This window comes from Flavobacterium fructosi, assembly GCF_042787335.1.
GTDB lineage: Bacteria > Bacteroidota > Bacteroidia > Flavobacteriales > Flavobacteriaceae > Flavobacterium > Flavobacterium fructosi.
Window position 1 is genome coordinate 250,714 of record NZ_JBHZQA010000004.1, and the last position, 12,804, is coordinate 263,517.

General features: G+C 34.3%; 11 protein-coding genes. 4 read left to right on the forward strand and 7 right to left on the reverse strand.

Annotated elements, in window-relative coordinates; genetic code table 11:
- Window positions 1–4 precede the first annotated feature (4 nt).
- The 3 genes from ACFX5D_RS08930 to rlmB all read left to right on the forward strand — a co-directional run bounded on the left by ACFX5D_RS08930 (window position 5) and on the right by rlmB (window position 5,522).
- The gene (locus ACFX5D_RS08930; RefSeq protein ID WP_379857853.1) at window positions 5–3,262 is read left to right on the forward strand and encodes a SusC/RagA family TonB-linked outer membrane protein; all 3,258 of its coding nucleotides are present in this window, start codon (window positions 5–7) and stop codon (window positions 3,260–3,262) included.
- Between the two features lie 3 nt (window positions 3,263–3,265).
- Complete coding sequence (locus ACFX5D_RS08935) at window positions 3,266–4,717, forward strand: SusD/RagB family nutrient-binding outer membrane lipoprotein (protein WP_379857854.1); 1,452 nt, start codon at window positions 3,266–3,268, stop codon at window positions 4,715–4,717.
- A 70-nt stretch (window positions 4,718–4,787) separates the two neighbouring features.
- Window positions 4,788–5,522, forward strand: a complete 735-nt coding sequence (gene rlmB / locus ACFX5D_RS08940) for a 23S rRNA (guanosine(2251)-2'-O)-methyltransferase RlmB (protein WP_379857855.1) — start codon at window positions 4,788–4,790, stop codon at window positions 5,520–5,522.
- 57 nt (window positions 5,523–5,579) lie between these two features.
- On the opposite strand, the gene ACFX5D_RS08945 is transcribed toward rlmB, so the two are convergent.
- Window positions 5,580–6,359, reverse strand: a complete 780-nt coding sequence (locus ACFX5D_RS08945) for a rhomboid family intramembrane serine protease (protein ID WP_379857856.1) — start codon at window positions 6,357–6,359, stop codon at window positions 5,580–5,582.
- A gap of 263 nt (window positions 6,360–6,622) precedes the next feature.
- On the opposite strand from ACFX5D_RS08945, the gene ACFX5D_RS08950 reads away from it, so the two are divergent.
- Window positions 6,623–7,900 (forward strand): replication-associated recombination protein A, encoded by a 1,278-nt coding sequence (locus tag ACFX5D_RS08950; protein WP_379857857.1) that lies wholly within the window; start codon window positions 6,623–6,625, stop codon window positions 7,898–7,900.
- Window positions 7,901–7,903: 3 nt separating this feature from the next.
- On the opposite strand, the gene ACFX5D_RS08955 is transcribed toward ACFX5D_RS08950, so the two are convergent.
- From ACFX5D_RS08955 to ACFX5D_RS08980, 6 genes are all read right to left on the reverse strand, one after another.
- Window positions 7,904–8,668, reverse strand: a complete 765-nt coding sequence (locus tag ACFX5D_RS08955; RefSeq protein ID WP_379857858.1) for a hypothetical protein — start codon at window positions 8,666–8,668, stop codon at window positions 7,904–7,906.
- 75 nt (window positions 8,669–8,743) lie between these two features.
- On the reverse strand, window positions 8,744–9,433 hold the full coding sequence (locus ACFX5D_RS08960) for a YjjG family noncanonical pyrimidine nucleotidase (protein WP_379857859.1): 690 nt from the start codon (window positions 9,431–9,433) through the stop codon (window positions 8,744–8,746).
- 9 nt (window positions 9,434–9,442) lie between these two features.
- Window positions 9,443–10,138, reverse strand: a complete 696-nt coding sequence (gene radC, locus ACFX5D_RS08965; RefSeq protein WP_379857860.1) for a RadC family protein — start codon at window positions 10,136–10,138, stop codon at window positions 9,443–9,445.
- A gap of 11 nt (window positions 10,139–10,149) precedes the next feature.
- The gene (locus tag ACFX5D_RS08970) at window positions 10,150–10,608 is read right to left on the reverse strand and encodes a GNAT family N-acetyltransferase (RefSeq protein ID WP_379857861.1); all 459 of its coding nucleotides are present in this window, start codon (window positions 10,606–10,608) and stop codon (window positions 10,150–10,152) included.
- Window positions 10,609–10,617: 9 nt separating this feature from the next.
- Window positions 10,618–11,973 (reverse strand): UDP-N-acetylmuramate--L-alanine ligase, encoded by a 1,356-nt coding sequence (locus ACFX5D_RS08975; protein WP_379857862.1) that lies wholly within the window; start codon window positions 11,971–11,973, stop codon window positions 10,618–10,620.
- 59 nt (window positions 11,974–12,032) lie between these two features.
- A complete protein-coding gene (locus tag ACFX5D_RS08980) occupies window positions 12,033–12,728 on the reverse strand; it encodes a tetratricopeptide repeat protein (protein ID WP_379857863.1) in 696 nt (231 codons plus the stop codon).
- Between the last annotated feature and the right edge of the window lie 76 nt (window positions 12,729–12,804).

Here is a 12,804-nt window from a genome sequence, read left to right on the forward strand (position 1 = left end):
AAAAATGAAACTAAAGTTCAATGGATTCTTAGTACTATTAATAGTACTTATGGCGCAACTAACTTTTGCGCAAGAAAGAGCCGTTTCAGGAACTGTTTCCGACAATGCAGGATTACCTTTACCAGGTGTGAGCGTATTAGTAAAAGGAACTAAATCTGGAACACAAACTGATTTTGATGGAAAATACTCTATCAAAGCATCACCAAGCCAAGTCTTACTTTTTAGCTACATTGGGATGAAAACCCAAGAAAGAGTAGCAAGTTCTGCAAATGTTAATATTAAATTAGCGAGCGACGCATTAGAACTTGAAGGCGTTGTTGTAACAGCTTTAGGAATTAAAAGAGAAAAAAAATCTCTTGGATATGCCACACAAGAAGTTAAAGCAGAAGACTTAAATGCAGGTGCAGGAAGTGGGAATTTCATTAACGAACTTTCCGGAAAAGTGGCAGGTGTTAATATCAAAAGAAACAACAACTTTGGTGGTTCATCCAGTATCGTATCCAGAGGAGTTAAAAGTTTAAGCGGAAGTAATGAAATGCTAATTGTTGTTGACGGAATGCCAATCAACAACTCGTTAGTAACTGGTGGTACAGGAAACCAAGCTTCAGGAGCAGGCGGAACGTATGATTATGGTAATGCTGCAATGGATATCAATCCCGAAGACATCGAAAGTGTAAACATATTAAAAGGAGCAGCAGCTTCTGCACTTTACGGTTATTTAGGTGGTAATGGTGTTGTAATGATTACAACAAAAAAAGGTAGAGCAAAAAAAGGAATGGGAATCACCGTTTCTTCTGAATTTGTTGGAAGCACGATTGACAAATCTACTTTCGTTAAATATCAAGATAAATACGGAGCAGGTTACGGCCCTTATTATGAAGACGCTTCTGGATATTTCTTAGAAAGAGATATAAATGGAGATGGTATTCCTGATTTAGTTGTTCCCACATCAGAAGACGCTTCTTACGGTGCTGCATTCGATCCAAAATTAATGGTTTACAATTGGAACGCGTTCACTCCTTATTCTGATAGTTATGGTAAAGCTACTCCTTGGGTAGCCGCTAAAAATGACCCAACAACATTCTTCCAAACAGGGACATCATTTAACAACTCTGTTTCGATAGAAGATGGAAATGACACTACTAACTTTGTATTGAATTACACTAACTCAAAACAAACAGGTATTCTTCCTAACAGTGATATGAAAAAGAATAGTATTAGTGCTAAAATTAATCATAAGTTCACTGATAAATTAACCGCTAGTGTTTTTGCCAATTATAATGCTCAGAACACTGTGGGTAGAAACTCAACAGGATACAATGAAAACATTATGTCAAATTTCCGTCAGTGGTGGCAAACAAACGTAGACGTTCAAGAATTGAAACAAGTTTACGAAAGATCTGGTGGACAAAATATCAACTGGAACTTTACTGACCCATCTGACTTAACTCAAATTTACTGGGACAATCCTTATTTCATCAGAAATAAAAACTTTCAATCTGACGAAAGAAACCGTTTTATCGGATACTCTAAATTGGATTACAAAATTGCTGACTGGGTAACTGCTACAGCAAAAATATCTACGGATTCTTATAGCGAACTACGCGAAGAAAGAAGAGCATTTGGATCGATCGCTGGTCAGTTTGGTATCAACCGATTAGATGAAACATCTGGATATCAAAAATATCAAAGATCTTTTTCTGAACAAAATTATGATTTTATATTAACATTCAAAAAAGACCTTTCTGAAAGTTTTAATCTTACTGGTCTTCTTGGAGGTACAGCAGTAAGAACCAGAGTTATTTCTACATTAAATTCTACACAGGGAGGTCTTATCGTACCAGACTTGTTCAGTTTATCAAACTCCGTTCAAACTGTTCCTTTCCCTTTGGAATCGGAAATTAACCAAGGAGTTAACAGTTACTATGGATCAGCATCTTTAGGATTCAAAGACTTCTTTTTCGTAGATGCAACGGCAAGAAGAGATGCTTTTTCTAACTTACCAGTTGGAAATAATGCAATCTGGACTTTATCTGCTTCTGGAAGTTATGTTTTTACTAAACATATTGATCAGCCATGGTTGAGTTTTGGTAAAATTAGAGCAGGATATTCTGAAAGCCCCTTGGGTACGTCAGGATTAGCTTTAGTAGATACTTATGTTAAGAACGACCCTTTTGGTTCTAATCAACAATACTCTGTTAGAAGTACTAAAAACAATCCAAACTTAAAACCAGTGATATCAAATACTACAGAAATTGGTTTAGAAATGCAATTTTTAGACAGAAGACTTGGCTTTGAAGTAAGTGCTTACAAAAACGTAAATAACGGAGAAGCTTTCGAAGTTCCTTTTTCAACTGCTACAGGTAATAGTGCAAGATATATTAATGCAGCAACTGTAGAAAACAAAGGTTTAGAGGTTCAATTTAACGTTACGCCTTTTAAAACAAAAGATTTCGCTTGGGATATTTTTGTAAACTGGTCTACAAACAAAAATAAAGTTACTAAGTTAGCTGAGAATATTGAAAACTTAAGATTAAATTCTTTTCAAGGTGGTGTAACTCTTAACGCTGCTGTGGGGCTACCTTTTGGTGTACTTAGAGGTACTGACTTCACGTACTTAAACGGAGAAAAAATAGTTGGCGCTAATGGTAGATATGTACTAAATCAAACTGCCAACAACATAATTGGTGATGTTAATCCTGATTGGTTAGGCGGTATTCGTAACAAATTTACTTACAAAAACCTTTCATTCGGATTCTTAATTGACATGAAAAAAGGAGGGGACATATTTTCTCTTGACCAATCGTATGGTTTAGCTACCGGTTTATATGACGTTACTGCAGGAAATAATGAATTAGGTAACCCAATTAGAAATACAATCGCCAATGGTGGTGGTGTTATCTTACCAGGTGTTACTGCTGCTGGTGCTCCTAACACCGTAAGAACGCCATCTCCAAACCAATACGGTAATGTATCGGGTTATAGAAGAGCTCCAAACAAAGCTTTCGTATATGATGCATCTTTCATTAAGCTAAGAGAGGTAAATATTACTTACACTTTACCAACTACGCTAGTTTCAAGAATGAATCTTCAAGAAATGAAATTTAGCATAGTAGGTTCAAATTTATGGATAATAGATAAAAATCTTCCTTATGCAGATCCAGAAAGTGGATTAAGTGCTAATGCTTCATCAGCAGGATATTCAATAGGTTCTTTACCAACGACAAGAAATGTTGGTGTTAACGTAACATTTAAATTTTAAATTATGAAAAAAATAATTTTATTAATCTCGTTTTTAGCCCTAACCGTATCATGTACTGATGATATAACTGGACTAAATACAGATACAAAAAATCCAACTTCTGCTAAACCTGAGTTTTTATTTACAAATGCTCAAAAAACTTTAGTAGACCAAATGGTAAACGCATCTGTAAACAGAAACGTTTTCAGAATGTTAGTACAACACTGGACAGAAACAACTTATCCAGATGAAAGTCAGTACAATCTGACCACAAGACCTATTCCTGACAGTCACTTTAATACTCTTTACAGAGATGTTCTTAGAGATTTTAAAGAGTCTAATGTGTTACTAAACAAAGTTGTGACTGCTGGCGCAAGTGAAGCTGCCATTGTGGCTAATAAAAAAGCAATTATTGAAATTATGAATGCTTACACTTTTAGTGTTCTAGTAGACAGTTTTGGTAACGTCCCTTATTCTGAAGCTTTAGATATCGAAGGACACCCACTACCTAAATACGATGATGCACAGACGATATACAAAGATCTTATTGCTAGATTAGCTGCCGCTCAAGCTGCTTTAAATACCTCAGAAGCTAGCTTTGGTTCTGCTGATTTAATCTATAATGGAAATGCAACAAAATGGAAGAAATTTGCAAATACTCTTAGATTAAGACTTGCTATCAACATGTCGGATGTAGATGCGGCGTACGCCTCTGCGCAAGCTACCGCTGCAATTAACGCAGGAATTATGACAAGTAGTAGTGATGATGCGAATTTGAATTACTTAGGTGCGCAACCTAATGCAAACCCATTATATGCAGACATAGTTGCAAGTGGAAGAAAAGATTTTGTAATCGCTGATACATTTGCTGATAAATTAAATGCATTAAACGATCCTAGAAGAGCTAAATATTTCACATTTGCACCTGGTACAACTTTGTACAAAGGAGGAATATACGGTTCATCTAATAGTTACACTAATTTTTCTACAATTAATAGTACCATTTTAGCTCCCTCTTTTCCAGGAACTTTACTTACATACAGTGAACAAGAATTTTTACTTGCCGAAGCTGCCGCAAGAGGTATTGCTGCCGCTGGGGTAGCAGCTACACACTACAATAGCGCTGTTACTGCCTCTATGGATAATTGGGGTGTAGCAGCCGTTGACGCAACGGCATATTTAATTGCTAATCCTTACAACGGAACATCAACTGCAGCATGGAAAAAAAGTATTGGAGAACAAGCTTGGATCGCTTTATATAATAGAGGTTTCGAAGCATGGAATTCATGGAGAAGATTAGATTTTCCAGTATTACTTGCTCCTGCTACAACATATAACGATATCAAATCTGTTCCTACAAGATTAACTTATCCTGCAGGTGAAGCTACTGTTAATTCAACAAATGTTACAGCTGCTGCTGCAACAGTTACAGGTGGAGATAAATTAACATCAAAAATATTCTGGGATAAATTTTAATTATCCCAGAATAAAATTTTTAAAAAACCATCCCATTTTTTGGGGTGGTTTTTTTTTGTATATTTGCGCCATGGAAAAAGAACACCAAATATTCGGGATAAGAGCAATAATTGAAGCTATACAAGCAGGCGCAACAGTAGACAAAGTCTATATTCAAAAGGAAGCGAGCAGCGAACTGATGAAAGATTTGATGAAAGTAATGAAGCGAGGTAATATTAACTTCTCTTACGTTCCTGTTGAAAAATTAAATCGACTTACCCCAAATAATCATCAAGGTGCTGTAGCGACAATCTCCCCTATCTCCTTTTTTGATTTAGAGTCTTTGATAGAATCTGTAATTGAAAATGGTAAAAAACCTTTGTTTTTAATCTTAGATCAAATATCTGACGCCCGTAATTTTGGAGCTATAATTAGAACCGCTGAATGTACAGGTGTAAATGGTATCATTGTTCAAAAAGCAGGTTCAGCACCAGTAAACGGAGATACTGTAAAAACATCCGCCGGAGCCGTTTTTAATATTCCAATTTGTAAAGTAGAACATATTAAAGACGCAATTTTTCTTTTGCAAGCAAGCGGAATTAAAACAGTAGCTGCCACTGAAAAAACAAATCAAAATATATATGACATCTCATTAAACGAACCTGTAGCAATCATTATGGGATCAGAGGATCGTGGTGTAAATCCATCTGTACTTAAAATTGTAGATGAAAAAGCAAAACTACCAATGTTTGGAACGATTGGTTCTTTAAATGTATCGGTTGCTTGTGGCGCATTCTTGTATGAGGCGGTAAGACAAAGAAGTTAATCTCATCTCCAGCCCTTCTCAAATGGAAAGGAGACTAAACGAATAAATAAAAACGAATCATGACTCCGGTTTTGATTCGTTTTTATTGTTTAAAATTATTTTATAATCCACCGGAAAATCAGAAGAATAATAGCTTGACAAATCCTCTGCTTCTTCAGAAGGAGGAAGATTTACAAAATTTCCATTGGCATCAAAACGTTGCATAAATTTATCTTCTGAAGAATCAAAATCTGGATTTTCCCAATCGTATTTAATTAACTTTCTATACTCCGGTGTTTTATAAAATAAAGACAAGATAAAACCCGTTAAAAATCCAGCCAAATGACCTTCCCAAGAAATAGCTTTTCCACCTGAAATCTCAGGACTTGGAAATACATACCAAACTAAACCACCATAAACGACAATTACGGCAAGAGACAACGCGACCAAACGGTAATATTTTGTCTGAATCCCTTTGAAGAAAATAAAACTAACCAAAACATATATCAAACCACTCGCACCAATATGGTAATTCTCCCTCCCAATAACCCAAGTAATCATTCCGGAAAGTAAAATTCCCAATCCTATAACTTTGACGGACTGATTAGCATAAAAAAATTGCAAAGCAGCTAATAAGACTAGTAATGGTAGCGAATTATTATAAAGATGATTCATGTCAGAATGAATGAATGGACTAAATAAAATACCTTGCAAACCTGAAAATGTTCTTGGAAAAATTCCATTCTGCGCAAAATCAAAATCAAATCGAATTTCGATCCAATAGATAACCCAAAGAAAAACCACAAAAAAAAGTGGTAATCCTACAACTGAATTAGTAAATTTAAAATGTTTATCCATTTTGGTCATTTAGTTTTTAAAAACAAGACAATAATTTATCCAAAAGTAATTTTATGCTATTTTGTCACTAAAACTATTTTTAAATATAAATCACAAATCCCTAGCCCAGATGGAAACGGCATCCTTTTTATCTCGTTTTTTGGACGAGATAAAAAGATACAGTGCACAGCTGGAATAGCTCCAAAAAAAATAGTAATTTTACCCAAGTTAATTTAAATTTATGATTGAAGATTAACTAATTAGATTTCAGATTTAAAAAACAAATGGAAGCACCATTAGCAGAACGCATTCGACCACAAAAATTACAAGACTACATAAGTCAATCCCATTTGGTAGGACCAAGCGGCTCACTGACACAACAAATTGCGAAAGGAATTATTCCTTCCTTGATTTTCTGGGGACCACCAGGAACGGGAAAGACGACTTTGGCACAAATTATTGCGCAAGAGTCAAAACGTCCTTTTTATATTTTGAGTGCCATAAATTCTGGTGTTAAAGATATTCGTGAGGTTATCGAAAAAGCAAAACAAAGTGGTGGTCTTTTTACCGCGAAAAATCCTATTCTATTTATAGATGAAATTCATCGTTTTAGCAAATCACAACAAGATTCTTTATTAGCTGCCGTAGAAAAAGGTTGGATTACATTAATAGGAGCTACAACCGAAAATCCGAGTTTTGAAGTTATACCTGCATTACTTTCACGCTGTCAAGTTTATGTTTTAAATGCTTTTACAAAAGCTGATTTGGAATCCTTATTGCAACGTGCTATCAAAACAGATACTTTTTTAAGAACAAAAAATATTAAACTTAAAGAAACGGAAGCGCTGCTGCGACTTTCTGGCGGCGATGGACGAAAGCTATTAAATATTTTTGAACTTGTCGTAAACGCCTCTGATGAAGCTGAAATTACAATCACCAACGATCGGGTTTTTCAATTGGTGCAGCAAAACACCGTTTTGTATGATAAAAGTGGTGAACAGCATTATGATATTGTTTCCGCTTTTATAAAATCAATTCGGGGAAGTGATCCAAATGGTGCGGTATATTGGTTAGCAAGAATGATTGAAGGTGGCGAGGATGTAAAATTTATAGCACGCCGAATGCTTATTCTATCTAGTGAAGATATAGGAAATGCAAATCCTACCGCTTTTATTATGGCCAATAATGCATTTCAGGCTGTTTCAACTATTGGATATCCTGAAAGCAGAATTATATTAAGTCAATGTGCTATTTACTTAGCGACTTCTCCAAAAAGCAATGCTTCTTACTTGGCAATTGGAACCGCACAACAATTAGTGAAACAAACAGGCGATTTGCCTGTTCCAATCCATTTGCGCAATGCTCCGACCAAATTAATGAAAGAATTAGGCTATGGCGAAGAGTATAAATATTCCCACGATTTTGCCAACAATTTTGCGGAACAGGAATTTCTGCCAAACGAACTAAGCAACAAACCTATTTACAATCCTGGCAACAACTCACGAGAAAACACCATTCGGGAATTCCTGAAAAACCGTTGGAAGAATAAATATGGATATTAAAATCTAAAATTTAACATCTACTTTTTCAGAAATTAATATGTCATTTAGGTAATATTCAAAAAACCACTGATTACCAATTGCAATTAAAACACCTTGTGTATTCCCTTTTGTTGCAATGAAAGAATCTTTTCTAGAAGTATTATACACTTTCATCATCACTTTTGGCGTACTATCTATTAATTGAAAACCTGTAGTTGTAGGTTGTGCATACAGCACTTTCGAACTAACGACAATTGTATTCCGTGATATTACAACTTGCTTTACAGGCTCTGACGTCGCACCAACTTCGGTTATTCCTTTAGAGACATTTTGCACATCTGGTCCGGAAACTACCATTGAACCCCCATTATTATATTTATATTGCAAGGCATAAACAGATACAAAAGCCTTATTCAATGCTTCGGTATAAGCAAGTTGATAATCTTTTTCTTTACTTGTACCAATATCCGATTTAAAAATAATTTTTCTATCACAATTCTTAAAAGTAATATAGACTTTGGTTGTTAAAAATGATTTTTCTTTTACAACGTCAAAATACAACAAACTACACCTGTCATTATTTTCTTTTGGCAATTGTTCATTGTCATAATATGCTTGAAAACCCGCCTTATTTAAATTAAACTTAGATAAAGTTGCCAGTCTATATTGATTATCTGTTTTAGTGAAGTCAAATTTTAATGGAATAAGCACCGTCTTATAATCATTTAAAGATTGCGCAAAACAGTAACTTGAAATTAATACTACTAGGAATAGGAATCTTGTTTTCATATGTGTTTTTTTAATGGAATATGATATCGTCTTTATTTATGATTGTGTTTTTTGGAATCATAGCGATTTCATAATTTATAAATATTTTTTTAACTCTAATAAATAATTGACTTGTTTAATATTTTGTTCCACTTTTAGGCTGCTTACATTAAAAAAAATTGCATCTAACCCTGCATTAAGAGCTCCTTGAACATCCGCTTCAATGCAATCTCCAATCATAACACTACTTTCTTTTTTGGCTTTGGCCAAATCAAGGGCATATTCGAAAATAATAGGATTTGGTTTTTTGACTCCGGCCATTTCAGAATTGGTAATCGTTTGGAAATAACTACCAATATTGGAATTCCTTATTTTTTTAAACTGCACCTCAGCAAAACCATTGGTAATAATATGCAGTTTATATTTTTGATTTAAATACTCCAAAACCTCCAAAGTCCCGTCAAAAAGATGATTATTCTCCGGTAATCGCTGAATGTACTCTTGAGCAATATCTTCAATCTGTTCATCGGAAATAGTATAATTCAATTCATCAAAAGAATGCTTCAGTCGATTGTAACGCAATTCCGCATGAGTAATTTTATCATATTGATACAATTTCCAGCACGCCTGATTTATTGGCACATATTTTTCAATGAATGCTGCGGTTTCAATTGTTGGATGACTTCTATTGAAAATAGTCTCAAACGTTAATTCAGAATTCTTATCAAAATCCCAAAGTGTATGATCTAAATCAAAGAAAACGTCTTTTATAATGGTATGTTTCATTTTTTATTTCTAAAATATTCCTTCATCAACAAAACTATAATAACTAGTTTCTGTCACAATAAGATGATCTAAAACTTTTATTTCTAAACTATCTCCAGCTAATTTCAGCTTCCGTGTAATTTGTTTGTCGGCATCACTGGGAATTAAAGTTCCTGAAGGATGGTTGTGACATAATATTAATCCTGTTGCCCCCATTTCAAGTGCTGTTTTAAAAACTAATCGCACATCAACCAAGGTTCCAGTTATTCCACCTTTACTCAATTGTGATTTTGAAATAACCTTATTTGAGTTATTCAAATACACAATCCAAAATTCCTCGTGTGGCAATTCACCAATAATAGGCTGCATGATTTCAAAAATAGTTTTACTGGAAGTAATTTTTGTCAATTCAACAGCATCTTCTGCCCTTCTTCGTCTACCTAGTTCTAAAGCTGCAATTATTGAAATAGCTTTCGCCTCTCCTATTCCTTTAAAATTTGTCAATTGAGAAATAGATAATTTCCCTAACGCATTTAGATTATTATTGACACTCCCTAAAATCCGTTTGCTCAAATCAACTGCTGATTCATTGCGACTTCCAGAACCAATCAAAATAGCAATTAGTTCCGCATCACTCAAGACACTTTTACCTTTTAACATCAGTTTTTCTCGTGGTTTGTCGTCTTCGGACCAATTGGTGATTGGAAAAAAAGAATTTTCAGGCATAGGCTTATCTGTTAAATTTGTTTTTTCATGCAAATGCTATTTTCTAAACCTACGTAAGGTGGATAGTTTTCAATAATAGTATAACCTACCTTTTGATACAAACCCACAGCTTCATTTTGTTTATACAACGTTTCCAATACAGAGTAAGAAAACCCTAACTCATGCGCCCAAAGTTCCAGTTCCTTTACTATTTTTTGGGCAAACCCCATCCCTCTTGCTTCAGGAGAAACGAACATACGCTTTAATTCAATTGTATTTTCATCATATTTTTTAAAACAACCGCAAGCTACAGGCTTATCTTCGAAATAAATAAGCACAACATTCGGATTTAATGCTAGAATATTATTTCCCCAATAATTTGTTTTTAATTCTGGATAACGTTCCCCTAAACTTTTATCTAATGCAGCGATGAGAGTAATAAAATCTGAATTTTCGCTGGTAGTTTTAATACTTTTTATTTTATCCTTCATTCTACTTTACTATTGTACCAATTCTTTTACTTCATCAAAATTCAATCCTCCATAATTTCCGGAGCTCATCAATAATAAAGCTGAATTCTCAAGATTAAGATTAAACAAATAGTCTTTAAAATCTTTTGGATTTGTATAAATGATTAAATCTTTTCTATTGAATGCATTTGCTATTTGTTCATAAGTCACTTCTTCCAGCTGCTTAATTTTTACTGCATCTGGTGAATAGAAAACAACTGCTTTATCGGCATACTCTAATGCGCCTTCATATTCTTTTAAAAACTCAGCATTCAAGCTGCTATAAGTATGTAACTCTAAACAAGCCACTAAAGTTCTATTTGGATATTGCTCTTTTACAGCTTTTGTAGTTGCCGCCACTTTACTTGGTGAATGGGCAAAATCTTTATACGCCACTTTAGTTTTACTTTCAGCGATTTTTTCTAATCGTTTTGATGCGCCTTTAAAACTTGCAATTGCTTCGTAAAAATCGGCTTCATCAACGCCCATATTTTGGCAAATCCATTTGGCTCCAGCCAAATTATTTAGATTATGTGCTCCAAAAACTTCTATGGGCATATCGCCTTCAGGCGTTTCGAGAAGCGTAACGCCATCATTCACGGTATAGTTTGGAGTATGATAGGCTAATTTTCGGATTGGATTAGTTGCAGCTTCGGCAACACGTTTTACTTCAGAGTCCTCTTCGTTGTAAACCAAAATCCCACCATCGGTAATTTTACCAATAAAAATTTCAAACTGTTCCACATAATTTTCATACGTAGGAAAAACATTGATATGATCCCAAGCAATACCAGAAATTAAAGCAATATTCGGTTGGTACAAATGAAACTTTGGTCTTCTGTCTATTGGTGAAGACAAATATTCATCCCCTTCTAAAACGATAAAATCATTTTCCTCTGTAAGATGCACCATGGTATCGAATCCTTCCAATTGCGCTCCAACCATATAATCGACTGCTATATTATGGTAATGCATCACATGAAGAATCATTGAAGTTATGGTTGTTTTTCCGTGAGAACCACCTATAACGACCCGTGTTTTGTTTTTGGATTGTTCGTAAAGAAATTCAGGATAGGAATATATTTTCAATCCTAATTCTTGTGCTTTCAACAACTCTGGATTATCAGCTTTAGCATGCATACCTAGAATTACTGCTTCGATACCAGATGTTATTTTTTCAGGGAACCAACCCAATTCTGAAGGTAAAATCCCTTTTTTATCTAATCTTGATTTTGATGGTTCAAAAATAGCATCATCACTTCCTGTAACTTGATATCCTTTATTGTGCAACGCTAAGGCGAGATTGTGCATGGCACTGCCACCGATCGCTATAAAATGTGTACGCATTTTAGTTTATGGTTTATAGTTGTTGTATTCGAAAAAGTCAAAATTAGATTTTTGACCTATTATCCTTTTTTATTTTTATATTCTTCCAAAACTAATCTAGCTTTTTCAGGCTCATTCATTTTGTTTTTGTACAAATTAGCCAATTTTTGATAGCTCATTTTTGAACCGCTTATGGCTATTGCTTTTTTAAATTGTACTTCGGCTGCAGTATACCTTCTAAAATACTCATCAATATGACCCCTTGACAGATATCCATCTACTAGTGAAAGTTTCATTAATTCATTAGAATACTTAATGGCTTTAGACTGGCTTCCACCAACGATTCCCGGCAGTTGCATATACAACTCAATTAATGCCCAACGTGCCTCAATATGCTTTGGATTCAGCATTATTGCTTTTTCAAAAGATCCTTTAACTTCATCAATCATTCCCAAAGCTTTAAATTTATTGCCATTTATAGCTTTCATTCCAAGAACACCCCCATATTTATAATAATAATTGGCTTCTAAAGGCTTGAGTTGTTTTAGTTTTTTATAATAACCAATCGCTGTATCCCAAGATTTATTTCGTCCTGCAATATCTCCCAGATACTCAATGGTTTTAAGATTAGATGGATTACTTTTTAGAAAATTTTCAAATATAGGTCGTGCTTGATCAAATTTTTCTTCTTTGAATAGTTTTTCCCCCTTATCGAAATTGGATTGAGCCACAATCATCAAAGGAAGTAATAAAAAGAAAGACACTGTTTTTTTCATCTTTCAAAAATAAGAAAATTTTAAAGCAATAAACATATTTTGTTCTACTTATACAAACAACAAAATAAAAAGATAT